Here is a 25,897-nt window from a genome sequence, read left to right as displayed (position 1 = left end):
TTTCTTTTTTGGGGTATATATAACTTTATTCTCTTTTTTGCGATCTTCTGCTGAAACAAGCTGGTTACAAAGATGTAACTAGCTTGTATATTGGTTTGTGGTGGGTTTCACTGCGGCTGGTAACAAATAGCCGCTAATGACAATGAACTCACCAGTTAACCGTATAGACATGGAGGTTGTAAATGGCATTTCTGCAGCAGGTCAAAGATGGGAAGTTTCTTCAGGCTACCCTTGATTTGTCGTTAGCGTTTGAAGGTGGTGAATGGACGGTATCATCAGGAGCCCATTGCCAGTTGCTGATGCGTGGTGTACTTCAGGTGACGCCGGCTGACTTAAACGGTAACGAGAAAGATATCGTCCTGTCGTCAGGGGTTCATGGGGACGAGACCAGCCCGATAGAACTTGTTCAGCAATTGGCAGAAGGGGTGTTGAAAGGGGACATTATACCAGCTCACCGTCTGCTGCTGATCATTGCTCATCCAGAAGCGATTAATGCACATACCCGTTTCATCGATGAAAATATGAATCGCTTGTTCAAAGGTTACAACGAAGAACGCAATATCGACAGTATCACTGCCAACCAACTGCAACAGGCTGTAAGCCTCTTTTATGCGGGCTCAACAGCAAACACCTCAGATCGCTGGCATTTGGATCTTCACTGTGCCATTCGGGATTCTGAGCACTATACGTTTGCCGTTAGCCCCCACAGTGACAAGCCGACCCGGAGTAACCGGCTGTTTTCTTTTTTGCAGCATGCCGAAATAGAAGCGGCGTTATTGTCCAACTCGCCCTCACCGACGTTCAGCTGGCACAGTGCCGAGTATTTCGGTGCGCAGGCATTGACGATGGAGCTGGGTAAAGTTGCGCAGTTTGGTGAAAATGACCTCGAACGTCTCGCGGCTTTCAACGCTGCCATGCTCGCCTTGGTGATCGAACCCGAATTACCTATGTTGTGGGAAGGCGATAAGCTCAGTGTCTACAAGGTGACCCGTACCCTGGTGAAACAAACGGATACTTTTTATTTTACCTTTCCGGCAAACCAGGCCAACTTTACCTATTTTGAGCAGGGCAAACTGCTGGGAGGCGACGAGGGTGTAGAGTACTTCTCTCTGGAAGGCGGGGAGTCCGTGGTATTCCCCAATCCGAACGTTGCGCTTGGACAGCGTGCGTGCTTGTTGGTCAAGAAAACTGATGTGAACTTCGGTGAACAGGTGTCTGTAAAGTAATACTCGCTTATCTACTGAAAATGAAGGTGATTTCCAGAGTATTCTTAAATGGCCTTCTTTTCATTCCCACGGTGAAAAGGTATGGTTAACGCTTCTTTTTTACCGTGTTCGTCCCATGCAATTACATGATCTCATTTTACGTCAGCAGGCCAGGTGGAAATTCAGCGTTGTTCTGATTTTATTGGTATTGCTTGTTGCCTGTTTTTTCTCTCTCGCTGTGGGCGAACTTTTTATCTGGCCATGGTCGCCTGATGGCGGCCTGGAGCAACAGTTACTGCTTCAGCTACGGATGCCTCGGTTATTAGCTGCGCTGGCAATAGGGGCCTCTCTGGCTGCCTCTGGTGCCGTATTACAGGTATTGCTAGGCAACCCTTTGGCCGAACCCGGTGTACTTGGAATTTCAGGTGGCGCCAGCCTTGCCTTGGTTATTCTGTTATTTACCTTGCCGTTTGTCCCAAATCCAATGTTAACCATGTTAGCCGCAATGCTTGGGGCATTGTGCTTTACGTTGATCCTTGTGGGTCTGTCCCGTCGACGCAAAGTGTCAACGGCCAGACTGCTGCTGATCGGTGTTGCGCTGGGGATCCTCTCCGGGGCCGTCGTGACATGGGCATTTTATTTCAGTGATGACCTGAATCTAAGACAGCTGATGTACTGGCTGATGGGCAGTGTCGGAGGCGTGAGCTGGTCACAGCTTTCTCTGCTGGTGTTAGTGCTGCCTGTATTGGCGTGGTTATGCTCGCAAGGCAAGAAACTCGACTTGCTTATGTTAGGCGAAGGGCAGGCCAAGCAACTTGGGTTGGATGTCTCAGCGTTTCGCTGGCGGCTGATCCTGATTGTGTCACTCCTGGTGGGTGCATCTGTTGCCCTGGGAGGGGTTATCGGATTTATCGGTCTGGTTGTGCCGCATTTACTTCGCCTGGCTCTAGGCACCGAGAACCGCTTCTTGCTGCCGCTGGCTGCAATGTGTGGTGCGTTGCTGCTCGCTATTGCCGATACGCTATCCAGAGTTATCCTACCATCGGCCGAACTGCCTGTCGGTGTCGTGATTACAAGCATTGGTGCCCCAATATTTATCTGGATGCTGCTGCGTTCGCAGCTTGACTGATAGCGATAGATTGATGAGCAATATCATTACAGGCTGTGTAATGAAAAATAAGGCAACAGAGAGTTATTTAGATGATGAGAGTGCAATGATTGTAGATGCTAAGAATCTGGCGATGCCACCTAGGCTGTTGCCGGTTTCATTTTCCATAGAGGCCGGTGAGATCGTTCACCTAATTGGTCCTAATGGCAGTGGTAAAAGTACTGCCATTTCGATGCTATCCGGGCTGTTTCAGGGGGAAGGTGAAGTACAGCTGCTCGGTAAATCATTGCAAGATTATGATTTGCAATCATTGGCAAGGCTGCGCTGCTATCTGGCCCAGCAGGATCGCCCTGCTTTTTCTGTTGGTGTCTACCATTACCTTTCCTTGGCGCTGTCGGCGCTTGGCGAGCTAGACGCTGATAGTGTTCAGTCGGCATTAGATGAGGTATGTAGCGCCCTGAATATAGCCGATAAGCTAACCCGAAATATTCAGCAGTTATCTGGCGGGGAATGGCAGCGTGTTCGTCTTGCGGCAGCATGCCTTCAGGTGTGGCCGACGTTGAACCCCGAGGCCAGATTGCTGTTGCTCGATGAACCAGCAGCTGCGCTGGACATCGGCCAGGAAGCTGCAATGTACAAGCTGATACGCATGATGGCAGAGCAAGGTATTGCGGTCGTGATGGCAAACCATGACTTAAATCGTACCTTACGTGAGGCTGATAAGGTGTTGTTGCTGAACAATGGTTCCTGTGTCGCCAAAGGCAAACCGAGTGATGTGATGACTGTCGAAATGCTTGAGTCCATCTTCGTCACTCGGGTACAGCGTATTGAGCATGACGGGAAGTCTTGTTTACTGTTTGCCGATTAGGTTGTTCAAATGGGTACAATTAAGGCTGGACGGAATGGTTTGAAATGCTTACTACGTTATTTGTACGCGGGGCAGACCATGCAATAAGCTGCTGGTAATACTTCTTTTGCAGATACAGCAGTAGGCTCAGACCAATAAATGCCAATCCGACCAGGTAGCTGTTCTCTTGTATATCAGATGCTGTGAAGTTAAGCAAAATACCCATTCCAACCCCCAATCCACATAATAGCTGTAGCATTGGATAGGCAAGAAAGAAAAAAGACTTCAGATTAATAAGTAGAGAATACAATCCATGTTTCAGCATTCTCAGGGCATGGTTTGGAGCCATGTCTGTCAATCGCATATTCTTAACCAAGATAATTAGAATTATTATTTCACTGGGGTGGTAAACAGGAAGCTCGGTATTGCTTGTTGGGGTGAAATTAAGCTTCACCTTACTTCCTGTTGATAGTGTGCATTAGGCCAGAATGTCCGGCCAAATGCTTTTGCAGGACTCGTTAGCCTAGCAGTGCAGGAATACCTGGCAATTGACCGACAAGGGCCAATGCACCGACACAAACAATCACTGCTGTTGCCGGGATAATCAGCTTATCGGTGCGGGACAGAGAATCAGCACGTTCTTTGTTGCCGATAAGTCCCAGGTTGTCCAGCAGCATGGTAAGTGCCCAGCCAAATACAGGGTTAACCAGTGCACAGGCAAACATACAGATACCAGCGCTTTGTGAATTACGTGAACATTTCACCATCTGCATACCGGCTTCCAGTAGCGGTAGGAATACACCAACAAGCAGGGCAACACGCAGAACCGGTTCCCACATAGCCAGATCCATCGGGAAGCCAAGAACCGCCGCCAAAACACATAGTAAGCCTGTTAGTAGTGCACCACCTGGAATTGGACGTTTGGCAATCGCAGCCGGGATCATGTAAGTACCCCAAGACGATGCCAGGTTACCACCACCCAGACCCGCACCGATCATCTGACGAATAGAACATACTGCCATTGTATCGTCGACGTTCATTAGCGCGCCTTTGGCACTTTTCGGGTAATTTAATTCCTGGAAAACACGGTGGCCAAGAAAATCTGGCGACCACATAGCAACGGCTAGAATGGCAAAAGGAATAACCGCAATATAATGCTCTAGTTGAGGCCAGCCTAGCTGCCAACCGGTATTTTCTCCCCACCAGAAGAATGGGCTCATATTTGGTAAGCCAGGCTCAGTGACAAACTCAAAAGGTACACCCATGATATATGCAACAACACCTGCAATTAATGAACAAAGTGGAATAGCGAGCCAACGTTTTTCTACTTTTGCAAGGTAGGCATAAATAACAATTGTCGTAAGAATAACAATAAATGAAACGGCATCCAGACCAGAACTTACTGACCATGATTCGAATTTATTTAATTGTCCGATAAGTCCAACGGCACCAAGGTATATTAATAGTCCACCCCGAACACCTTCGCCGGTTAAATTAACTAACCTTGAGCCACCCTTGGTTGCACTTAATATTAAACCAAATACACCAACCATAATTCCTAATGCAAGAGGGTGGCCACCAGCGGCTGCAATTAGTGGAATCAGTGGGATCATTGGCCCATGAGTACCTGCCAGGTTGGATAACGGATTTAAGATGGCTGAGAAGAAAACAACAAAAAGCAGTCCTGCAATTAATAGCTCAAAACGTACGTTTTCTGCAACGAACTCTTGTGACAGGCCAAATTGTGCGGCAAATGCTGCGACCATGGCGGTAACCATGACAACTTTACCAATGGTTGCGGCAATAGCTGGAACCCAGTCTTCGATCTCTATACCAAAATCTCGAAACGGTAAGTGCACCCTCCACCGCTTAAGATCCATGATAGAGAGCTCGTGCTCTAAATACGCCGACCTCGATTCAAACTCGCTGGCTTTTTTCCGGCGCTGTTTATAGGTCCCATGATCTACACTCATGTCAACTCCAAAAGATTAATAGATATATGCACTTCAGTGCTAATAATAGTTATATTACTAAAGAGGTATTTCATAAGTCTGAAATATTTACATAAACATTGAAATATATTTTGATACTTAATTTGACCCAGGTCTCATAATCAACGTAAACATATAAACAAGATGCACATAAAGAAATTTTATATTACAAATGATTTATTTTTAATTATGTTAAGTTTTTAATTTGWATTATTTTTTCTCTAGTTGATTGTTTTATATATCCAAACTTTTCGTGGTAACCAAATAGTAATTGATAGGTAACTGCTTGTTAACATTGAGGGTGCTGTGGCTGTTGTTTTTACGTATTTAGGTGGTTGTACTGACGTTTGATCTTGTTGTGGTTGATTATCTGGTTTATTTGCTAGTGGGTAGGAAGATGCGTCACTAAAAAAGTTAAAATCTTTGTGTTTAATTCATATTCTTCAAAAGTGTTTAACATTTATAGTAATTGTTATAAATATTATTAGGTTCTAATATACTCATGTTCATTAAGTATTATTCCTTCTGTTGAATATATTAGTTGCGCTGTTAATTACACCAATATTAACCCTGCCTTAACGCCTTCATCTTTATGCTTGCTTCAGAAAATTTCAGGAGACAGGCGTAATGACTTTGCCAAGTGAATTTAAGATCTCACTTGTTTCACTCATGATACTGGGTATTACCGGCTGTAGTACCTCGGGCGGTGTGAACTTCCAACAAACAGCACAGGACTCACGTGCCGAACACCAAGCATGGAGCTATCAGCAAACTGATGCCTCTCAGGCGAGTCAGCTTACCGATTTAGTAGCCATACCGACGCTGACACAGTTAGTTGATGATGCGTTGGCCCAGAACCCCAGCCTTCAGCAAACTGCATTGGCACTCCAAATTGCCTATGCCCAGGAAAAACTTGCCGTTGGTGATCAGTTGCCGGCGTTGAGTGCCGGGTTCAGTGGAAAACGAGAAGAAGATAAGGACACTAGCTATAGCACAGATCTGACGGTGAGCTGGGAGCTGGATCTGTGGCAGAAGATCAGCGATGGCGTTGGGGCTGCCCAGATGGATGTAGCCAGTTCACAGGCTACCTTTCAGGCGGCACAAGATGCCTTGGCGGCGAATATTATGCGGGCCTGGCTGCAGATTAATCTTAGACAGCAACTGCTGGACATTGAAACACAACGTCTGACGGTTCTGAAAAACAACGAAACTTTTATTCTGGAGCGTTACCGTGTTGGGCTTGGGCAATTGGAGGAGCTTGATAACGCCCGTAGCAGCAGTGCGCAGACAAGGGCTACACTGGCAGATTATAAAGAGCAGCTTGCCAAGGAATACCGTGCACTAAATCAGTTGTTGGGCAGGGATCCATCTTCCTCGGCCCCTCATATAGAGCAGCGTTTTCCGGAAGTACTCGAGCCACTTGCGTCACTTCCCGAGCAGGATCTAGGGCGGCGACCAGATTTGCAGGCTGCCTATTACACCATTCTCGCTGAGCAATACCGAACTTCTGTTGCCTATAAAGCGCTGCTCCCGTCGATCAGTTTATCGGCTTCGCTGACAGATATCGGTTCCAGCCCGAGTGATGCCTTACTGACAAGCCCTGCCTGGAGCCTGCTAGGGCAACTGACAGCGCCATTGTTTCAGGGGGGGAAGCTCAGAGCCCAGGTTGATATTGCCGAGCTAACGGCTGAACAAAGTTACTGGGCGTATCAGGAAACATTGCTCAATGCTGTCACTGAAGTCGAAAACACTTTGGGTCAGGAGCAGTCACTGGAACGACAGCAGCAACACCTGACAGAAGCACTAAGCAGCGCCTCTCGCAGTGTCACTAATTACCAAACCAAATATCGACAAGGGCTCGTCGATATTCTTGACCTGTTATCGGTACAGCAACAAACGTTTGATCTTCAATCTCAGCTGGTACAGATAACGTATAACCGACTCGTAAACCGAATTGACTTAGGCCTGGCGCTAGGGCTTGGAGTGTCATCATGAAATTAAAAATGCTTACTATTGCTGTAACACTTGCTTCAGCTGCCAGTATTGTTGCTGTTGCAGCCTATAACGGCGAGCAGATGAGTGCCGTTATTGCTCCCGCTGTTGAAACACGCGGCCCTCAATACCCTGATGTGGCTATTGTTGAAGTTGCCCGACGCGATTACAGGGCAACGATAACGGGGCACGGCGAAGCAAAACCACGCTATGAACTTGATTTAACTGCAGAGGTTAGCGGGCAGGTTGAGAGCTTGGCCGATCGTTTCGAAACGGGGTTGGAGTTTGAAAAGGGCGACGCCTTAGTCAGATTGAATCAGACGGACTACCAGCAGGCTGTTGCCAGTGCAAAGGCATCTGTCGCCGATGCCAGATTGGCGTTGCTAGAAGAACAGCGCCAGGGCCAGCAGGCCCTGAAAGAGTGGAAGCGATCCGGACTCAAAGGCCAACCGGACTCTTCCCTGGTGTTACGCGAACCGCAACTACAAGCAGCAGAAGCTAAATTGGAAAATGCCAAGCGGGAGCTGGAGAAAGCAAAGCGCGATTTGGGGAAGACCACAATCAAAGCCCCTTTCAATGCTTTAATTATTTCCAGGGAGGTTCAGCCGGGCAGCTATATTCAGGCTGGCAGCAAGGTGGCTATGCTCTATAGTACCGACAGAATTGAAATTAGCATTCCGCTGTCCGGCAATCAGTGGGGGAATTTGCCGCCGCTAAATTCGCTCGGTAATGAACAATGGCCGGTCGAACTAACCAGTACCGAGGGGAACAAGCAATGGCAAGGTTACGTTGAACGGGTTGAGCAGCACCTGGATAGTGCAAGCCGGCAGCGTTCATTGATAGTTGTGGTCGAGCAGCCGCTGCAAAAAGCCAACCCTTTGTATGCAGGTACATTCGTAGAAGCGAAAGTACAAGGCCGGGATTTATCCGAATTGTGGCAGTTACCTGCATCGGCGATCTCGCAAACAGGAGAGATTTGGCTCGTCGATGACAACCAAAGTTTGTTCAGTATCAAGGCCAAGAAACAGTTCGAAGACAGTAACTATGTCTATGTGGTTCCGCCTGACGGCACTGAGTATGCCAGAGTGGTTATTCGTCCGTTGAACAGTTACGTACAGGGTATGTATGTTCAGCCGGTTGTGGAGGGGTAAGCAATGACATCTCCTCAGGATATAGCTGCGGCCAAGCAGTCTGGCGGCATTATTGGTTGGTTTGCGATTAACTCGGTTGCGGCGAACCTGTTACTGGTTAGCATGATTGTGCTTGGTATCATGTCGCTGAATTCTATTCGCAAGGAAGCCTTTCCCAGCATGGAGCCTAACGTCATCACCGTTTCGGTGAATTATGACAGCGGCGATGCCAAGCAAGCCGAAGAAGGTATTGCGATCAAAATTGAAGATGCATTGGAAACGGTGCCGGGTATCAAGCGTATCACATCGACATCTGATGCTAATGGAAGCTCGGTGCGAATCGAGAAGCTCAGTGACTACGAGCTTGAGACTTTGCTGACTGATGTCAAAACCAAAGTTGATGCCATTTATAATTTTCCGGCAGATGCTGAAAACCCGGTGATCGACAAAGCAAGAATGCAGGATCATGCGCTCTGGGTGCAGCTATATGGTGATGCCGACAGGGCAACGCTGCAGGCACTGGCCGAAAAGTTAAAAGCTGATCTTCTGGCGCAGTCATCGATTCGGGATTTGGAAATCAAAGGTAAGTCTGAGCCGATCATTTCTGTCGAAGTGGATGAAGGGCAGCTTCAGGCCTATGGTCTGTCTCTGTCGGATATTGCAACGGCGATCAATGCCGAATCATCTACTGCCTTGACGACAAGCCTGCGCAACGGTGAGAAGGTGGTACGGCTTAAAGCGGCAGAACAAGCATACCAGGCAGCTGAATTTGCACGTATTCCGTTAGTCACGACTGCGCAAGGGACCATTATTACCCTTGGTGATGTTGCTAGTGTCACCGAGGCATTCGAAGATGATCCGTTTACTTTGTCTCGTTATCAGCAAACAAACGGAATGGGTATTGAGATCGTCATGGATGAGTATGGCGATGTTACCCAAATTGTCGAGCAGGCTAAACAAGTGGTCGAGAACTGGCATCAGCGTGGTTTGTTGCCTGCGAACGTGGAGTTGGTCACTTGGTACGACAAAAGTACTTTAATAAAAGATCGACTGTCACTGCTGACCAGTAACGCCCTGACAGGTATCGCATTGGTGTTTATTGTTCTGGCCCTGTTTCTTAATCTGCGCGTGGCCTTCTGGGTAGCAGCTGGTCTGCCGTTTGTCTTTTTCGGTACCTTGTTTTTTATGGGCGACAGCTTTACCGGACTGACGATCAATGAAATGACCACATTCGGTTTCATTATGGCGCTGGGGATAGTGGTCGATGACGCAGTCGTGGTGGGAGAGAGTGTATATGCTACCCGGCGCCAGGATGGGGATACCCTTGCCAATACCATAAAAGGCACGCTAAAGGTTGCGGTTCCGACACTGTTCGGGGTGTTGACAACTGTCGCAGCATTTATGTCTTTGTCGAATGTCACAGGTGATTTAGGGCAGATTTATGCCCAGTTCGGTACTGTAGTTACCATTTGCTTGTTGCTGTCGGTAGTTGAATCCAAGCTGATCCTGCCATCGCACCTGGCGCATCTCAATACTCACCGCCAGATCCCAAAAGGCATTAAAGGCTGGTGGGCACGTATCCAGCATGGTGCCGATAGTGGGCTGATGTGGTTCAACCGACGTATTTATTGTCCCGTGATTGAATGGGCATTGAATTTCCGTTATGCCGTCATTTTGGCCTTTATTGCCCTAATGGTGCTGGTAGCGGGAATGCCGATGACAGGAAGTGTTCGTGTAGCATTTTTCCCGGACATACCGGGTGACGTTGTCACGGCCGATCTGTCAATGCAGAATGATGCGAGTTTCGGACAGACGAATCGAAATCTATTGAAGCTTGAGCAGGCAGCTCTTCAGGCAGACCGTAACCTCATTGCCCGAAAAGCAAGTGGCAACCCGACTGCTGACTCATCAGATACTGGCCTACTAGCCAAGAGTGGAATAACAAGTTTGCAGATTATTGCCGAAGACGATAGCTCGGGTAAATTGCAAGTTGAGCTAACATCTGACGGGCTGTATACCTCGACAGAGTTCGAACAGGAATGGGAGCGACTTAGTGGATCGCCGGAAGGGGTTAAGAAGCTGAAGTTTTTGTCCAGCTTTGAAATGGTTGATAACTTCAAGGTGGAGCTTAAAGCTTGGGATGATGCAACTGTGCGCCAGGCCGGGCTGAAGTTTAAAGACCTGCTGGCGCAGACTCCGGGCGTGAGTGGTATCGATGACAACCTGAATCCGGGCCTGCCGCAGATCCGGTTTGAACTCACGGAGCAGGGCAGAACACTGGGGATGGATACGGCTAATTTGTCACAACAGGTATTACAGTCCTTTGGTGGTGAAATTGTTCAGCGTTATCAGCGTAATAAAGATGAAGTGAAAGTCCGGGTTCGCTATCCCGAGCAAAAGCGTCAGAATATGGCTGATATTATGCAGTCTCGTGTGCGTACTCCAGATGGTACAGTGGTACCGCTAAGTACGGTTGCCAATGTTGTCTCTGAATATCAGCAAGACGAAATTACCCGCATTGACAGTCTGCGAGCTATTTATATTACCGCTGTCGTCGATAAGACGATTGTTGCTCCCAACGAGTTGGTGGCTCGATTGCAGCAAGACGTAGTACCTGAATTGCATCGGCAGTATCCGGACTTGAGCGTGCATTTTGCCGGTGAGGCCGAGCAGCAGCAGGAAGCAACTAGTTCGATGGGCAATATGTTCATTGTTGCGTTGCTGGCTATTTATGTTTTGCTGGCCGTGCCGTTGAAGTCCTATATTCAGCCGTTGCTGATCATGACTGCGATTCCCTTTGGTATTGTCGGGGCAATACTGGGTCACTGGTGGAATGATTTGACCATTAGTATCTTGTCGCTTAACGGTATTTTGGCGCTGAGCGGGGTGGTAGTGAATGACAGTTTGCTATTGGTATCCCGTTTCAACGAGCTGAGGGAAGATGACAGTATTCCTGTTAAGCAAGCAATTAAAGAAGCCTGCTCCGGGCGTTTGCGAGCAGTATTGCTGACATCTGTTACTACCTTTGCCGGATTAACCCCACTGCTGGGAGAAACATCGATGCAAGCACAGTTCCTTATCCCTGCGGCTGCGTCATTAGGTTATGGCATTTTGTTTGCCACTCTTATCACGCTGATCCTAATCCCGGCTTTGTTATTGATTCAATGTGAAATCAAGTTGTTACTCGCTAAACTGGTCAATATGACAAAGCAAGAAAACAAGGTTGCTGAAGTATGCTAAACCTGCTGCTGGTAGAAGATGATCTGGATTTGGCAACAGCGGTTGTCGATTATCTGGAACTCGAATCCATTCAGTGTGACCACGCCGTTAACGGCGTGGTTGGCTTGAACCTGATTAAGAAAAACCCTTATCAGGCAATTATTCTGGATTTGAATTTGCCCCGAATGGATGGATTAACGGTGTGCAGGCAAATGCGCGAGCTGGGTAATGACACGCCTGTGTTGATGTTGACGGCACGAGACAGCCTTGATGATAAGCTGGTCGGTTTTGATTCCGGCGCTGATGATTATTTGGTTAAGCCGTTTGCGATGGAAGAGCTAATCGCCAGGGTCAAGGTGTTGTCACGTCGCCGCAGTGGGCAGATTAACAAGCTCACTGTCGAGGATCTCGAGTTAGATTTGAGCCAGAAGCAGGCTTATCGCAACCAGCAGTTACTGAAGTTGTCACCGACTGCAATTAAGATCCTCGAGGTGCTGATGCGTGAGAGTCCCAGCCCTGTCTCGAGGGAGGTGTTGATGCAACGTGTTTGGGGAGACGATCAGCCGGACAGCAATAGTTTGAAAGTGCATGTATTTAATATCAGGAAGCAATTGGAGCTGGCTGGTGGGCCACCACTGATCCATACCATGACTAGCTTTGGGTTTGCCTTGAGGAGAGCGGATGAAAATCAGGCTTAGCCTAAGGCTGTACTTTCTGGCGGCGATGCTACTGCTCGGTGTGTCCTTGGTGATGGTGTTTTCAGGGTTGACCGTCAATTACTTCATTAAAGGTATGGACACGGCCATGATCGGAGCTGCATTTGATGTCGCTGAGGTCGAAGGTGTTCAGAATGGCAAGCCGAAGGTGGTGATAGGCTTTACAGTAGCAAGTAGATGGCAGGATGTCCCAGAGGATATTCGACAACATATACCTGTACCGCCATCTGAACCGTTTATGCTGAAAAAGCATATTGTGGATAGTGCCTCTTTGTTTGCTCCTCCTGAGGCCGGTTATTTTGTAATAATGGCTATCAATAGGCGAGAGGAGCAGCGCTTCGTTTCTCGTTCTTTTTCTGATGAGATCCCTGATACGCTTGTAGATGAAGATTTTCCTCATTTTTTCTGGATATTAATCTTTTGTATAGCAGGGATCGTTACTTTTTCCGTGTTGTTGATATTAATGATGCGCTCGGTGGCCTCGCCGGTAGAGAGATTACGCGACTGGGCAAAATCACTGAGTGCCGATAACCTTAAACAGCCTGCACCGGATTTTCGTTATAACGAATTGAATGCATTGGCAAGTATGATCAGAAATAGCTTAAATTCGGTCCAGAACGGCCTTGAGCGTGAGCAGGTTTTCTTACGACATGCCAGTCATGAGCTAAGAACACCAATTGCCGTTATTCGTACCAATACAGAGCTGTTAAAAAAGCTCGGAATGAGCAATCCGGAAAAATCTCAGGCTATAGTTGAGCGTATCGAACGAGCCAGTTTGACGATGGGGCATTTGACCGACACCTTGTTATGGATGAGTCGGGAAAGCGATTCATCGCTACCGGCTGAGCATGTTGATTTGGGGGCTTTGCTTGAAGAGTTGGTCGACGAGCTACATTACTTACTTCAGGATAAAAATGTTTCAATTGAGGTAGAAACTTCACCATATTCAGTATTGCTTCCCGCTATCGGGTGTCGAATAGTGCTTACGAACTTGATAAGAAATGCATTTCAACATACTCAGCATGGCAGGGTAGTTATAACTCAGGTTGAAAACTCGGTACTTATCATGAATACAAATAGCGATAGTCAGTCAGGTGAAACCAGTGATCTCGGTTTTGGGTTGGGACTGGATCTTACAGAAAAGCTGGTAAAACGCTTTGGCTGGCACTACGAACATCGTACAGAGGCGACAGGTCACGTGGTTAGAGTAAGGTTTTAAATTGCTGTTATCACGCTAGGAACGTTCCTAGCGTGATTTCTGCAACTGATAATTATTTGCATTTGTTATTATTTTTCATTTAAATATGCCTTTATGTTTAAGGTGGGTGTGAAAATGAAACTCGAACAATGTTGGCAGCACTATACAAAGGCGGAAGAGCTGATCCAGCAGGGGCACTGGCCCGAGGCGTATTATTTGTATAACGATGTGTTGTCGCATTTGCCGAATTATATTCATCACGCTGTAAGCTGCCCAAATACCAGACCCTGTCAGTTTGCTTGTATGCTTGATGGTTATCGAAATGCTTGCATTAACCAGTCCGAAATACTGAACCATCTGGGAAGGAAAGAGGAAGCATTCACCCTGCTTTCAGACACCTATAATTTCTTTCAATTCCTAACGTTAGAATCTTGCGCAATCGTGCAATCCTTAGAATCAGTGTTGCATAACCATAGTGAAAACCTGTTTCGTCATATCAGTGCTTTCTGTGCCGCACAGAGAAACTCGGATTGGATGCACGAGCTGGCGAATGTCCAGAAGTCTCACCATCATTTTCATCAGTTGCAGCATACAGCGTCTTTCATGCAATCTGGCAGGCTTAACTAGTAAGGGCTGAGCTCTCGTGTTTATTTGATAAAGCAGAAAATAAATCCCAGATACGCTACTCTAATATAATGATTTAAATCGTATTTCTGATTTTCAGAAAGAATGCCGCCGACTGTTGAGGAACGACAAATGAGAGCACCAAGCTGGGATCTTTCCATTGCGTATGAAAGTTTATCTGATCCTAAAATCTCCCAGGATATGAAAATCGCCAAGGAAAAAGTCGCGGACTTTGCTGTCTTGGATCCCACCGCTCTTGGTGATTTGATGAAGGCAATCGCCCTGAAAGATCAGCTCACTATTATAGTGAGAACTTTGTCCAGCTATGCAAACTGCCTGTCTTCGGTTGACGCTTCAGACGACGGTGCGAAAAAGTTAGCCGGCAGCGTCGACAAGCTTTTTTCAGAGTTTGAGCAAGCGTTCAATCCATTTGTTCAGGCATTGATCCATTTAAGTGACGATGAGTTCAATACGGTTCTTGCCGGTAATGATGATCTGGGAGAACTGGAAGCCTACCGTTTCAAGCTGGAACGGGAGAGGTTGAAACGAAATCGCCTTCTTTCTGTGGGTGAAGAGCAGCTACTCTCGGCAATGAATGTCGATGGTAGAAATTCTTGGGGACGTCTTTATGACAACCTGACCGGGAGCCTTTCCGTTACCTTAAAGCTGAAGGACGGCAGCGAGGAGTCAATGGGACTATCTCAAGCGGCAAGTATCCTGTATGGGCCTGACAGTGAACGCCGTGAGCCAGCATGGAAAGCGATCTCAGAGGTAATGTGTGTTCATGAGCAAAGTTTTGCCGCGATTTTAAACGGCTTGGCGGGTGGCAGACTGACGGAGTACGAAAAGCGAAGTCATACCGAGCAGGTGCACTTTTTGGACTCCAGCCTTCATAGCAGCCGTATTGAGAAGGAAAGCTTGGAGGCGATGATCAAGGTCGCCAGAGACAACCAGGCGGTCGGGCGCAAAGCGGGTTTACAGATGGCTAAGCTGTTCGGTACTGAGAAACTCAAACCCTGGGATGAACTGGCGTCTATGCCTGCTATCGAGGGAGGGGAGAGCGAAAGTTACAGCTTTGATCAGGGGATCTCGATTATCCGCGAGGCGTTTGCTGGTGTCGATCAGGAAATGGCGGACTTTGTCGATATGATGGTTGAAAGGCAGTTGATTGATGCCGCTCCTCAGCCAACGAAACGCCTGGGTGCCTATTGTACCAAGTTCGTGAACACCCGAACTCCTTTGGTGTTTATGACCTGGGGCGGCAGTATGTCCGATGTACTAACGCTTGCCCACGAGCTTGGTCATGCATTCCACAACTGGGTAATGCGGGATATGCCCGTAGTACGCAGTGAGTACCCGATGACACTGGCTGAGACGGCGTCAATTTTTGCCGAGAATATCGTCCGAGATGCGCTGTTGGAGAAAGCGGAGAGTGATCGGGATAAATTGATGATGCTATGGGAAGAAGCTCAGGCAACATTGGCACTGATGATCAATATTCCTGTTCGATTTGAGTTTGAGCAAGCCTTTTACGAGCAGCGTCAGCAGGGTGAGTTCACCCCGGCTCAATTTAGGGAACTGATGGCCAGCACATGGAGAGAGTGGTATGGCGAGGCGATGGACGAGACGAACGATATGTTCTGGGCCAGCAAGCTGCACTTTAGCATTCCGGAGCTTAGCTTCTACAACTACCCTTATTTGTTTGGTTACCTGTTCAGCAAGGGCGTGTATGCCCAACGAGCAGTAAAGGGCGAGCAATTTTACTCTGACTATAAAGCCTTATTGCGTGATACCGGCTCGATGACCGCCGAAGAGGTGGTGCAGAAACATTTGGGTATGAATATCCGTCAACCAGAGTTCTGGCAGCAGAGTGTTGATATGGTTTCGGCACAGATTGATGCGTTTGAACAGCTTATCGAGGCTGATCGCCAGTAGGCACAGTATCTCTCGAGTACAAATTGCCGTAACAAAAAGCGGTTTAGCATGATGCTAAACCGCTTGAGTTCTTATGAGACAGGAATGACTGCCTTTGCTAGAAGTCGCTAATTAGAAGCTATAGCGAGCACCTAACTGGTAGCTCATTTCTTTTAGATCATCAAAAGCACGGTGCTGAAGGTTGGCTTCGATGCTCATGTGATCAGATACCTTGAAGTTGTTACCAAGGCGAAGTTCATACAGGGTATCGTCGTAATTTGCTAAACGCATTGCCGGCTCTACAGTCCACTTATCCATTAGCTGGTAACGAGCACCAATTTCACCTGTCAGGCCAGAGTCATCACCTCTGAAGGTTGTGGTGGCGCCAGAGAAGCCAAAGACATGCACATCCAGCTCGATTTCTGAGCGAGAATAACCAGCCAGGCCATAAACCGTCAGGTCGCTGTTGATTGGGTGGAAGTAACCCAGACCAAGCAAACCGTGAGAGATAGTCAGATCATCTTTAGCTGTCGCGTCACCACGGGTTTCCAGGAAGAAGTTATCAGTAAAGTTCCAGCTACCGCGAAGGTACATACCCGCTGTGTTGTCTGTCAGAGAAGCACTCTGATTCCATACCGACACAGAAGATGGCAGGTCGTGGTTGTACGAGTTTAGCTGCAGGCCGCCTGAAATGTAGTTGAAGTTTTGAGTTAGGTTGTGGCTCACAGCTTCAGTTGATTCCGCCTGTACAGAAAAAGTGGTAGCCAAAATAGCAGCAAGGGGAAGTAGTGCGATCTTTTTCATTATTTAAACCTGATAAAGTTGCTATACATCGACAATAAAACTGGTTTCGCTGTCGACTTCAGAAGATGAGCGGATAGTACGCCCATTAAAAACGTTGTGCAATAAGATTTTGTACGATGTTTTTTATTTTTTGACTGTTTGGTCGATTATTGAGCGAATTGGATAACAGGGATCACATTTATCCTTGATAGTCACATGGTTTCTATTCAATCAGTAACGCGAAGTCTTTATGATAGATGAGTGTACTCATTGAATAGGACAAGGAATGCCATGAAGAATACGTTTGACCATGCTCTGCCGAATGCAGAAGGGTATTTTGGTGAATATGGCGGTAGTTTCATTCCTGAAGAACTACAAAAAATAATGAACCAGATTGCAGCCGCTTATGATGAATGCCGCAAGGATCCGGCTTTTCAGGAAGAGCTGGCTCGTTTGTATAAGCATTTTGTCGGTCGTCCAAGCCCGATATTTCATGCCGAAAACTTATCCGCCAAATATGGCGCGCCTATTTATCTCAAACGTGAAGATCTTAACCATACCGGTGCCCACAAGATTAACCATTGCCTAGGTGAAGCGCTGGTTGCCAAGAAAATGGGTAAGAAGAAGCTGATTGCAGAAACAGGTGCTGGCCAGCATGGTGTGGCCTTGGCGACAGCGGCTTCATTGGTTGGCCTGGAATGCGATATCTACATGGGAGAGGTTGATATTGCCAAAGAGCATCCTAATGTTGTTCGGATGCGGATCCTTGGTGCGAACGTTATTCCGGCTACTCACGGACGTAAAACACTGAAAGAGGCCGTGGATGCAGCCTTTGAGGCTTATCTGAAAGATCCGATTAACCAATTGTATGCAATTGGATCAGTAGTCGGCCCTCATCCATTCCCGATGATGGTCAGAGACTTCCAATCGATTATCGGTAACGAGGCTCGTGTTCAGTTCAAGGAGATGACCGGGAACTTACCCGAAAACCTGGTTGCCTGTGTAGGCGGCGGTTCAAATGCAATGGGTCTGTTTACTGCCTTCCTTGAAGATGCAGATGTGGCTATTCATGGTGTTGAGCCTGCCGGACGCTCGCTAACCGAAGTCGGAGAGCATGCCGCAACGCTTACCCTGGGAGAGCCGGGCGTGATGCATGGCTTTAAGTCATACATGCTGAAAGATACTGAAGGTGAGCCTCAGGAAGTGTACTCGGTGGCCAGTGGCCTGGACTACCCGTCTGTCGGGCCGCAGCATAGTTACCTGAAGGATATTGGCCGAGCCAATTATGGCACGGTGAATGATCAGGAAGCCATCGATGCCTTTTTCGAGTTGTCGCGTCAAGAGGGTATTATTCCTGCAATTGAATCAGCCCATGCCGTGGCGTATGCCCTGAAGCTGGCCAAGCAGGGAGAGAAGGGTTCAATCCTGATTAACTTGTCGGGGCGAGGAGACAAGGATATCGACTTTGTCGTTGAAAACTACGGCAAAGACTATGGCATCGAGTCGCTATTAAATACGGCCAAATAGCTCGACTTTCTATATAGAGAAAAGCCAGATTTTGTGTCTGGCTTTTGTTTGGAGTGAAGAAGTGTTTTTTTGTTAGCTGAAGATAACGCCAAGGCTGAGCAAGATCATTACCATTGCTGTCAAAACACCAAGTAGCGGGCCAATGAACTTCAGCCAGGAAGAGTAGGAGACACGGCCGATAGCCAGTCCGCCCATCACTACACCGGAAGTTGGCGTGACAAGGTTTGGCAGACCAGAGGCTGATTGGAACGCAGTGACGACCAGCTCACGCCCTACACCGGCAAAGTCAGCAAGCGGGGCGAGTACCGGCATCGATAGAACGGCCAGGCCAGAAGAAGAGGGAACAACAAGACAGAGTACCGCTTCAACCCAATAGATGGCATTGATAAAGGCAACTTCGTGTAATCCTCCCAGCAGGCCTTCGGCATAGTTGAGGATGGTATGGGTAATGTTGCCGTTATCCATGACAACGACCAGTCCCCGGGCGATGGCGATAATCAGTGCGACACCTAGCAAGTCACGGGCTCCGTTGACAAAGCTGTCGGTGATTTCAACTTCTGACAGTCGGCCGACAAAACCGACAACGATGCTTGAGCCGATAAATAGCGCCGATAGCTCTGCCATCCACCAGCCTGCGAGGGAGACACCCCACATCATCACTGCAAAGGTTAGTCCGAAAATAACCAGTACAGCTTTGCGTTTTCCTGTCAGCTCAGGGGCTTGCTGCTCTTTGCTATGAAGGAAATGCTTGAGGTTGTCTTCTTTTTGGTGGGCAACAATGGATTGCATCGGATCACGCTTTACTTTGTCGGCGTAGCGCATGACGTAGATAACACATGCTAGCCAACCTAATACAAGGATAACGGCACGCAGCGCGAAGCCTTCCATGAAGTTGATCTCGGCAGCGTTGGAGGCAATCACTGTTGCAAAAGGGTTGATTGTAGAGCCGAGACAGCCAATTCCCGCACCGACCATAATAATGGCCACCCCGACAATGCTGTCATAGCCAGCAGCGATCATCACCGGGATTAACAAGGCATAAAAGGGGATTGTTTCTTCTGCCATACCGTAAACGGTGCCTCCGAGGGCAAACAGACCCATCAGGATTGGGATCATCCACTTTTCACGACCGGCCAGGCGTTTCATGGTGCCGGCAATACCAGCATCAATTGCACCGGTTTCTGTTACTACAGCCAGAAAGCCACCGATAACCAAGACGAACAAGGCAACATCAACGGCGCGTGCCGCGTAGCTTGCCGGATCGTAGAAGCCCTGAATTGGGGCCATGAGTACATCCACAATACCCTGTGGATTAGCGTCGACCGTTTGGTAGGAGCCGACAAGCGGCACCATGCGACCCAGTACTTCATTGTTTTCCATTTGATACTGACCTGCCGGGATCACCCAGGTTAGCAGCGCCATGACAACGGTAAGCAACATCAAGATTGTGTAGGCCGAGGGAAATTTTATTCTAGTCATACAGATGTCCTTTTCAGATGGGGCAAACTGCCCCATGAACGGGTGGTAACCACCTCTAATTGATGCAAAAAGCTATGTTTCGAACGCTATGCCACAAACTCGAGTATTTCTTGTGGTGACAGGTTAGCCAGTCCCATCTTTTTCAGTGTCCTGCCACAGGTAAAGTAATCGGTATCGTTATAGGCATTGTCGATGTGCAGGCAGGAAGTGATTAGCGGAGTATCGACGCCAGCCAACTGGCCAAGCTCATAGCACGGCACCAACAGGTAGGCGGCATCCTCTGTGATGTATCTGTTGCTGGCAGAGTTGGGCGCGCTGTTTAGCTTGCCATGGGTTTCCGAGGTGCGGTTTACCTCGTACACACTCTCACAGTCCATGGCGTAGAGGGAATTCATCGCCTCTAGTTCCGGAAGCAGGCTAATCCCTAATGCCTTTCCGATTGCCAGACGTTCTTGCTCCATCACCGCAGCAGCTTTGGCTGTCGAGATTGAACAGCAATCTTTGTAGTAGTTGAACTGGCCGTCATAATTTTCGAGCAGCCCCATATTGAGCGTCGTAAGAAGCGGGTGGCCACCAAAATTGATGTTTTCCAGTCCGGCTTCGATAACGTTGCCCAGTGGTTTTAGCGGCAGTGGCATAACAGGTTGCAGTGCTTTGATTGCCTCCGCTGTCTTACTGGCAGGCAGTGCTGATACTGGCAGGAATTCTTTCATGCCGAGAATTGCCAGTTCGGCAGGGCCGACAATCCGGGTCGCCCAGGGGATGGAAATCGCGTCGACAAAGATGAGGTTAAGGTCCTCATAGCCTTGTTCGTTCTTGATGCGGTTTAATACCAGTGAGCCGTAGTTACCCGGCATCAGCATAATGATCTGACCGTCACGTAAATGCGGCAGCATGCTGGTGAATAAAGGTTCCTGGGCAAATGAAGGGACAGGCAGGACCAGCAAGTCCGAATAGAGGATGGTCTCTTCAAGATCGCGGCTTACCTTATCAATAGCCTGAAAGCCCGAATAGGTGAGGGGGACATCGTTAAAACTTTCGAGCGCTTTGATACCGCCGCACTTTTCGATATCAGCCAAAGGCTGGTCAAAACCTGTTGCGCCGTACAGGCAGACATCCGCTCCCTGAAGTGTGAAATGATAGGCTGCTGTTAACCCGGCATTGCCAGAGCCGATAACAGATACACGAGGTGCCATAGTTCTTCCTTTCTGAAACGTGTTTGGGTGCTTTCAGACTAAGGAAGAACCTGATTTGGTAGCCAATGACGAAGACGCAAACAACCATGCAAAAAAGTAATACTCTTCATCTGTTTTTGTTTTAAGTGTTTGATAGTTTGACTGTTTTAAAGATTGTGTTTATTCATGACAGTTACTGGTTATCTGTGAGATTGCGCATCTGAGCTTTCATCGAGATCACGCATCGGGCCGATTTTGAGGTAAATATCCAGTTCGTCGGCAAGGAGCAGGAATTGCTCGATGAATTGCTCTGCATGCCGATGTATTGGCTTGAGTGCCGGGTAGAGCATGTCGAACTCAAAGGGAAGACTAAATACCAGCGGGCGCATTACAACCTGGGGATGCTCGCACTCCATATGGGCCGTAAACGGATCGGTAATCGCAATTCCTACCCCTTCGCGAACCAGGACGGCTGCTGTGCTGGCCAACGATACTTCTATTTGTTCTACGGTTGATAGATTGTAGCGGCGTAGCAGGGCATCGATACGCCGTTGGATCGCATCTTTTTCGTGGCGGATCAGCATTTGGTCGGCAATGTCATAAATATCTATTACCGAGCGCTTGGCAAGCGGGCTATCAGCAGGGATCAGGCAGACGCACTCACACTCAATCTTCTGGGCTTTTACGCCTGCTAGGTTCTCGTCGACAAAGGCAAAGCCGATATCGGTTGTCTGACTTTGGATTCGGCGAATCACTTCTTCGGAGCGATAGGTTTTGAACCCGACCTTCATTTTCGGGGCATTTTTGAGAAAGGTCGCCAGAATACGGGGAAGGTAGGCATTGGACAGCAAGGGCATGGCGGCAATATTCAGGCTGCCAAAGTGACTGGATCTGATGGACTCAGCTGCATGGTCGAGCCCGGTCACGGCATCGAAAACTTTGGCAACTTCCAGATGGAATGCCTGTCCTTCGTCGCTTAGGACTAACCGGTTTCCCTTGCGGATAAAGAGGTTGAATCCCAGGCGTTGTTCTAGCCCGGAGAGCAACCGGCTTACGGCGGGTTGGCTGAGGCTGAGTCGCTCAGCGGCGGCGGTAACGGTTTGGCATTCGACAATTGCTTTGAATGCATTGAGTTGGGATAGCTTCATCGGCGTTGCGCTACTCTTATTGGCTTGATTATGGCTGTAAGCTACCAAATATCTTTGGTTAATACTTTTTTGGCGTGCCTCAACCGTGACAGGCAATGTAAAAAGACAAAGCCAGGTTGAGAACCTGGCTTTGTCTTGATGCGATATCTTTTGAGTATGAAGGCGTTAAAGAATACGTCGGGTCTTGTTACAACTGCTTGATAATGTAATCAAGCGCCCCGGTTACTGCCGCGACCTGTGCGTCATTGCATTCCTGATCATTAACGAGAGGGCTGTCCGGGTAGACCTCGGTTGTGGTGCCGTAAGTACAATTCGTCAAGCCGCTGCACAGGCCGAGTTTCTTGGTCGGGTAATTAATCACGCCTTCCTGGGTTATTGCCTCACCAATGATTTTTCCTTCCCCGTCAGGCGGGGCGATATGGGTGACTTTTCTGACTGATTCGATAGTAGCCTTCTGGAACTCATCCTGAGGGTTGTCGGTATCACCGACAAGATAAAAGCCGTCCGGGATCATGCCTTTGACATACTCAATGCCGTCTCGAGCAGCAAGCGCCGGTCTGAATTCCAGCTCATCGGTATCAGTTGTTTCGTGTAGGTCGATGTGGGCAAGAATATCGACATTGAGAGAGGCAACTAGCTGCATCAAGCCTGCCGATTCTTCTGACGGGCTGTTCTCATAGAAAGAGCGGTTAGGATCGACAGCATTGGGATTCCAGCGATTGATGGTTTCATATCCCCATGGACTGACACAAGGAGCGACAATGATATTGAAGGTATCGCTGTAGTTTTCTGCTTCAGTAGCAACAAACTGAATAGCACCATGTACGCCGCTGGTTTCATAGCCATGAACCCCGCCTGTGATCAGGACTGTAGGCTTGTTGCTATCCCAGTTACGGGTCTTTAGTGCAAAGAGAGGGTATTTGTCGCTATCATAAGAAAGTGCGCCATACTTGAGCAAGTCAAAGCGCTTCCCGAGCGGGGTTAGCTTTGTAACGACTTCGTCCTGGTAAGAGCGTTTGATTGTAACTTGTTCAAGCCATGCGGCCTTTTCCTTATCACTCCACTTTTGTCCTGGAGTACCAATTGGGTAGCTGTGAGAACTGCTCATTACTTTGCCTTTGATTATCGTCGTTATCGGGAAATCCTTCTCCGAGAATAAACAGCGTTGCCTGTGTAGGCAACAGTATTTTTAGTGGAAATTAACAGCTCGTTTTAACTTTCATATCAAATGGATGCTGTATCACTGCAGGTAATTGGCGGTGCTTATATGTCAGTCGGGTGAAAAGCGTGTTGAACCGTATTAGAAAGAGAGTGCCGGGTTCGATATTTACCATTTTAAGGCTCGCTCTGACCATGAAATACAATGTGGGGATATTTACAATCTCCTCCTCAGGTACCGTCGGGCTTGCTCTATAACATTGAGTTGCTGAGCACTGCGCCTGACATATTGCATCTTATGAAGTGAAAGGAGCTTGATATGGAAAAACAACACGTTGCTGTTATTGGTGCCGCTGGACAGGTGGGAACACCATTGACGCGAGGCTTACTCTCGCTGGGGCATGATGTCACCATCATTACCCGTAAGATGCAAAAAGATGCCAAGCTGAAGGCTTTTGAAGAGTTGGGCGCATCGGTGTCGTTCTGTGCCGATATGCATGATGCAGACATAATGGCAGATATCCTTCAGGGCGTTGATACCCTTGTTGCCAGCGTTCCCGGCTCGAAATCCATCATTGAGCAATCCGAACCAGTCTGGCTGGAGGCTGCATTGAAAGCGGGCGTGAAGCGGTTTGTGCCGACAGAATTTGGTTGCCATACCCAAGCGCTTGAGATGGGTGATGGTGAGGTGTTTGACAACAAGAAGCGCTTTCACGACCTGTTGATGAGCTCAGGCATTGGCTGGACGCTATTCTACAACGGCGGTATTTTTGACTATTTCTTGCCGAACCTGCGGTTCTTCAGAAAGATCACCACTTTTGGTGAGCTTGAACTGCCAATCTATACCCATGATATTGATGACATTGGTTATCTTGCGGCACTGGCAGTTACTGACGAGCGTACTCTGAACAAGTGCGTTCAGGTTGATTTCAATGCCCTTAGCCAACATGACATGCTGGTTCTACTTAAACAATATTGGCCGGACTATTCCTTTGAATATGAACACTTCTCTTCAGAATATATTACGACGATGAAAGAGAGTGCCGGTGATGAGGTCACCGCCAAGAAAGGCGCAGAAACCGACAAGGAGCGCTGGGGGATCAACTACGCGATTTATGTTATTGGTAAGCTTGCCGCGTTTAACGAGCAGACATTGCGTACCAGCGAGCTCTATCCGGACTATGTCTGTAAACAGCCAGAAGAAGTGCTAAAAGACGCTAAGTTTGTTTTCGAGGAGTGATCCTCTTTCCGTTGATGAGGAGATAACCTCCGGGTTATCTCTTTGTGTTTTTACAAGCTTCCCTCCAATACAGGTCTTATTATGGACTCCTGGCTAACCCTGTTACCCCCGTGCTTATCCATCTTGCTCGCGATTACAACCCGGCAAGTCTATGTTGCCATCTTTTCCGGAGTTATGGCCGGTTCAATTCTACTTTCCCAAACAGTGATTAGCGGAATCGCTGATAGTTTCAATGTGGTAGTCGATACTTTTTCGTCGCCGAGCTCAGTGAARAGCCTGATCTTTATTTTAATCATTGGCGCAATTATCAATGTGATGCAACAGTCGGGAGGGGTTGAGGCGCTTATTCACCAACTCTCTCAGCAACGAAGCATAATTAGATCAAAAGTCAGTGCGCAGCTTGCCACCTTCGGCTTTGGTTTTTTGATGTGCCTGGAAGGCGTGGGTTCGATGATGTTGGTCGGGGTTGTCGGCAGGCCGCTGTTTCAGAAATTTAAACTCTCTAATACAAGGCTGGCATTGGTCGCTAATTGCACGGGGGCGCCTTTGGCCTGGTTGGTTCCTTTTAGTGGGGCAGGGGTATTTCTCACAGGTTTAATTTCGACCGAAGTTGAAAAAGGTACACTCGCTGAGTCGCCTTTCAGTTATGTGCTGAATGCCTTGCCTTATCAGTTCTATACGATTGTGATCCTGGCGATGGTGCCTATTCTGGCACTAGTACAAAAAGGGGAAGGCTTAGCGCTTGATATCCAAACGGATCATAAGAGTTTGGACTCTGTTTCTGCTAGCTCCTCATCAGCAAAAACACTATACCTGTTGGTCCCGGTCATTATTTTACTGACGTCAATTGGCATAATTACTTATGTCACCGGTGATATTAGTTCGGCTGTTTACCTTAGTGGGTTTGTTGCACTTATTGGCTCAGGCGGCTACTTCTGGCTCAATAACGTTGCTGTTAATAAATATATTGAGTGGTGCATACAAGGGATGAAAAATATGCTGCCAGCAGTGATAGTTCTAACTTTGGCATTTTCCCTAAGTAGGGTATCTGGCGAGCTGGGAACGGGAAAATATCTGGCCAGCTTGTTCACGGGAGAAATCCCTTCAGGGTTTATTCCGGCTACTATCTTTGTTCTTTGTATATTGATCTCATTTTCGACGGGCAGTTCGGGAGCCACGGTAAGCATAATGACGCCCATTGTGGTATCGCTGGCGGTAAGTGCCGGTGTAGCTGTTCCCTTGTCTATTGCAGCAATGGTTTCAGGTGCGGTATTTGGTGATCAAAGTTCGCCAATTTCCGACTCAGTGATTGTTGCGTCGTCGGCTGCAGACTGCCTGCCGGAAAAGCACTTCGTGACACAGCTGCCTTACACCTTGGCTGTGGCCTTACTGTCGCTTGCGTTGTATCTGGTGGTTGGGCTTAGCGTGTAATATACACTTTGA

20 protein-coding genes are annotated in these 25,897 nt (G+C 48.0%); 13 read left to right on the top strand and 7 right to left on the bottom strand.

Going from position 1 to position 25,897, the window contains the following annotated elements; all coding sequences use genetic code 11:
* The first annotated feature begins 182 nt into the window (after window positions 1-182).
* From L4D19_RS10195 to btuD, 3 genes are all read left to right on the top strand, one after another.
* Window positions 183-1,226 carry a succinylglutamate desuccinylase gene (locus tag L4D19_RS10195; RefSeq protein WP_428452372.1) on the top strand — a complete coding sequence of 348 codons (1,044 nt, stop codon included), beginning with the start codon at window positions 183-185 and terminating at the stop codon, window positions 1,224-1,226.
* A gap of 115 nt (window positions 1,227-1,341) precedes the next feature.
* The gene (btuC, locus tag L4D19_RS10190; RefSeq protein ID WP_428452371.1) at window positions 1,342-2,334 is read left to right on the top strand and encodes a vitamin B12 ABC transporter permease BtuC; all 993 of its coding nucleotides are present in this window, start codon (window positions 1,342-1,344) and stop codon (window positions 2,332-2,334) included.
* An 85-nt stretch (window positions 2,335-2,419) separates the two neighbouring features.
* Window positions 2,420-3,181 carry a vitamin B12 ABC transporter ATP-binding protein BtuD gene (gene btuD / locus L4D19_RS10185; protein WP_428452640.1) on the top strand — a complete coding sequence of 254 codons (762 nt, stop codon included), beginning with the start codon at window positions 2,420-2,422 and terminating at the stop codon, window positions 3,179-3,181.
* Between the two features lie 19 nt (window positions 3,182-3,200).
* On the opposite strand, the gene L4D19_RS10180 is transcribed toward btuD, so the two are convergent.
* Both L4D19_RS10180 and L4D19_RS10175 read right to left on the bottom strand, forming a co-directional pair.
* Window positions 3,201-3,614, bottom strand: coding sequence for a hypothetical protein (locus L4D19_RS10180; RefSeq protein ID WP_428452370.1), 414 nt, complete (start codon window positions 3,612-3,614; stop codon window positions 3,201-3,203).
* Window positions 3,615-3,678: 64 nt separating this feature from the next.
* Window positions 3,679-5,133 carry a DUF3360 family protein gene (locus L4D19_RS10175; protein WP_428452369.1) on the bottom strand — a complete coding sequence of 485 codons (1,455 nt, stop codon included), beginning with the start codon at window positions 5,131-5,133 and terminating at the stop codon, window positions 3,679-3,681.
* Between the two features lie 645 nt (window positions 5,134-5,778).
* On the opposite strand from L4D19_RS10175, the gene L4D19_RS10170 reads away from it, so the two are divergent.
* From L4D19_RS10170 to L4D19_RS10140, 7 genes are all read left to right on the top strand, one after another.
* The gene (locus L4D19_RS10170) at window positions 5,779-7,146 is read left to right on the top strand and encodes a TolC family protein (protein ID WP_428452368.1); all 1,368 of its coding nucleotides are present in this window, start codon (window positions 5,779-5,781) and stop codon (window positions 7,144-7,146) included.
* On the top strand, window positions 7,143-8,294 hold the full coding sequence (locus L4D19_RS10165; protein WP_428452367.1) for an efflux RND transporter periplasmic adaptor subunit: 1,152 nt from the start codon (window positions 7,143-7,145) through the stop codon (window positions 8,292-8,294). Before L4D19_RS10170 ends, L4D19_RS10165 begins: the two co-directional genes overlap by 4 nt.
* Window positions 8,295-8,297: 3 nt before the next feature.
* Window positions 8,298-11,513, top strand: a complete 3,216-nt coding sequence (locus L4D19_RS10160; RefSeq protein ID WP_428452366.1) for an efflux RND transporter permease subunit — start codon at window positions 8,298-8,300, stop codon at window positions 11,511-11,513.
* Window positions 11,507-12,190, top strand: a complete 684-nt coding sequence (locus tag L4D19_RS10155) for a response regulator transcription factor (RefSeq protein WP_428452365.1) — start codon at window positions 11,507-11,509, stop codon at window positions 12,188-12,190. The genes L4D19_RS10160 and L4D19_RS10155 overlap by 7 nt, the downstream gene beginning before the upstream one ends.
* Entirely contained in the window at window positions 12,174-13,427 is a 1,254-nt protein-coding gene (locus tag L4D19_RS10150; RefSeq protein ID WP_428452364.1) for a sensor histidine kinase, read from the top strand. Before L4D19_RS10155 ends, L4D19_RS10150 begins: the two co-directional genes overlap by 17 nt.
* Before the next feature lie 114 nt (window positions 13,428-13,541).
* Entirely contained in the window at window positions 13,542-14,033 is a 492-nt protein-coding gene (locus tag L4D19_RS10145) for a hypothetical protein (protein ID WP_428452363.1), read from the top strand.
* Window positions 14,034-14,162: 129 nt separating this feature from the next.
* Window positions 14,163-15,965 carry a M3 family oligoendopeptidase gene (locus L4D19_RS10140; protein WP_428452362.1) on the top strand — a complete coding sequence of 601 codons (1,803 nt, stop codon included), beginning with the start codon at window positions 14,163-14,165 and terminating at the stop codon, window positions 15,963-15,965.
* A gap of 111 nt (window positions 15,966-16,076) precedes the next feature.
* Here the strand turns inward: L4D19_RS10140 and L4D19_RS10135 are convergent, their stop codons facing one another.
* Window positions 16,077-16,748: an outer membrane beta-barrel protein gene (locus L4D19_RS10135; protein ID WP_428452361.1), complete on the bottom strand. Its 672-nt coding sequence runs from the start codon at window positions 16,746-16,748 to the stop codon at window positions 16,077-16,079.
* Between the two features lie 270 nt (window positions 16,749-17,018).
* On the opposite strand from L4D19_RS10135, the gene trpB reads away from it, so the two are divergent.
* Window positions 17,019-18,254, top strand: coding sequence for a tryptophan synthase subunit beta (trpB, locus tag L4D19_RS10130; protein WP_428452360.1), 1,236 nt, complete (start codon window positions 17,019-17,021; stop codon window positions 18,252-18,254).
* 72 nt (window positions 18,255-18,326) lie between these two features.
* Here the strand turns inward: trpB and L4D19_RS10125 are convergent, their stop codons facing one another.
* The 4 genes from L4D19_RS10125 to L4D19_RS10110 all read right to left on the bottom strand — a co-directional run bounded on the left by L4D19_RS10125 (window position 18,327) and on the right by L4D19_RS10110 (window position 23,164).
* Window positions 18,327-19,733, bottom strand: a complete 1,407-nt coding sequence (locus L4D19_RS10125) for a YfcC family protein (RefSeq protein WP_075763473.1) — start codon at window positions 19,731-19,733, stop codon at window positions 18,327-18,329.
* Window positions 19,734-19,819: 86 nt separating this feature from the next.
* Window positions 19,820-20,929 (bottom strand): NAD/NADP octopine/nopaline dehydrogenase family protein, encoded by a 1,110-nt coding sequence (locus L4D19_RS10120; RefSeq protein ID WP_428452359.1) that lies wholly within the window; start codon window positions 20,927-20,929, stop codon window positions 19,820-19,822.
* 179 nt (window positions 20,930-21,108) lie between these two features.
* Complete coding sequence (locus L4D19_RS10115) at window positions 21,109-22,056, bottom strand: LysR family transcriptional regulator (protein ID WP_428452358.1); 948 nt, start codon at window positions 22,054-22,056, stop codon at window positions 21,109-21,111.
* Between the two features lie 187 nt (window positions 22,057-22,243).
* Window positions 22,244-23,164: a M14 family metallopeptidase gene (locus L4D19_RS10110; RefSeq protein WP_428452357.1), complete on the bottom strand. Its 921-nt coding sequence runs from the start codon at window positions 23,162-23,164 to the stop codon at window positions 22,244-22,246.
* Between the two features lie 369 nt (window positions 23,165-23,533).
* Between L4D19_RS10110 and L4D19_RS10105 the strand changes: the two genes are divergently transcribed.
* Both L4D19_RS10105 and L4D19_RS10100 read left to right on the top strand, forming a co-directional pair.
* Complete coding sequence (locus tag L4D19_RS10105) at window positions 23,534-24,454, top strand: NmrA family NAD(P)-binding protein (RefSeq protein ID WP_428452356.1); 921 nt, start codon at window positions 23,534-23,536, stop codon at window positions 24,452-24,454.
* A gap of 81 nt (window positions 24,455-24,535) precedes the next feature.
* Window positions 24,536-25,885 carry a Na+/H+ antiporter NhaC family protein gene (locus L4D19_RS10100; protein WP_428452355.1) on the top strand — a complete coding sequence of 450 codons (1,350 nt, stop codon included), beginning with the start codon at window positions 24,536-24,538 and terminating at the stop codon, window positions 25,883-25,885.
* Window positions 25,886-25,897 lie beyond the last annotated feature (12 nt).

It is taken from the genome of Photobacterium kasasachensis (assembly GCF_050336885.1).
Classification (GTDB): domain Bacteria; phylum Pseudomonadota; class Gammaproteobacteria; order Enterobacterales; family Vibrionaceae; genus Photobacterium; species Photobacterium kasasachensis.
This window is presented reverse-complemented; position numbering and strand designations above follow the sequence as displayed.

Bases quoted from the DNA above. Each gene is read 5' to 3' on its own strand.
- L4D19_RS10195 (WP_428452372.1), top strand. From the start codon at position 183: ATGGCATTTCTGCAGCAGGTCAAAGATGGGAAGTTTCTTCAGGCTACC.
- btuC (WP_428452371.1), top strand. From the start codon at position 1,342: ATGCAATTACATGATCTCATTTTACGTCAGCAGGCCAGGTGGAAATTC.
- btuD (WP_428452640.1), top strand. From the start codon at position 2,420: ATGATTGTAGATGCTAAGAATCTGGCGATGCCACCTAGGCTGTTGCCG.
- L4D19_RS10175 (WP_428452369.1), bottom strand. From the start codon at position 5,133: ATGAGTGTAGATCATGGGACCTATAAACAGCGCCGGAAAAAAGCCAGC.
- L4D19_RS10170 (WP_428452368.1), top strand. From the start codon at position 5,779: ATGACTTTGCCAAGTGAATTTAAGATCTCACTTGTTTCACTCATGATA.
- L4D19_RS10165 (WP_428452367.1), top strand. From the start codon at position 7,143: ATGAAATTAAAAATGCTTACTATTGCTGTAACACTTGCTTCAGCTGCC.
- L4D19_RS10160 (WP_428452366.1), top strand. From the start codon at position 8,298: ATGACATCTCCTCAGGATATAGCTGCGGCCAAGCAGTCTGGCGGCATT.
- L4D19_RS10155 (WP_428452365.1), top strand. From the start codon at position 11,507: ATGCTAAACCTGCTGCTGGTAGAAGATGATCTGGATTTGGCAACAGCG.
- L4D19_RS10150 (WP_428452364.1), top strand. From the start codon at position 12,174: ATGAAAATCAGGCTTAGCCTAAGGCTGTACTTTCTGGCGGCGATGCTA.
- L4D19_RS10145 (WP_428452363.1), top strand. From the start codon at position 13,542: ATGAAACTCGAACAATGTTGGCAGCACTATACAAAGGCGGAAGAGCTG.
- L4D19_RS10140 (WP_428452362.1), top strand. From the start codon at position 14,163: ATGAGAGCACCAAGCTGGGATCTTTCCATTGCGTATGAAAGTTTATCT.
- L4D19_RS10135 (WP_428452361.1), bottom strand. From the start codon at position 16,748: ATGAAAAAGATCGCACTACTTCCCCTTGCTGCTATTTTGGCTACCACT.
- trpB (WP_428452360.1), top strand. From the start codon at position 17,019: ATGAAGAATACGTTTGACCATGCTCTGCCGAATGCAGAAGGGTATTTT.
- L4D19_RS10125 (WP_075763473.1), bottom strand. From the start codon at position 19,733: ATGACTAGAATAAAATTTCCCTCGGCCTACACAATCTTGATGTTGCTT.
- L4D19_RS10120 (WP_428452359.1), bottom strand. From the start codon at position 20,929: ATGGCACCTCGTGTATCTGTTATCGGCTCTGGCAATGCCGGGTTAACA.
- L4D19_RS10115 (WP_428452358.1), bottom strand. From the start codon at position 22,056: ATGAAGCTATCCCAACTCAATGCATTCAAAGCAATTGTCGAATGCCAA.
- L4D19_RS10110 (WP_428452357.1), bottom strand. From the start codon at position 23,164: ATGAGCAGTTCTCACAGCTACCCAATTGGTACTCCAGGACAAAAGTGG.
- L4D19_RS10105 (WP_428452356.1), top strand. From the start codon at position 23,534: ATGGAAAAACAACACGTTGCTGTTATTGGTGCCGCTGGACAGGTGGGA.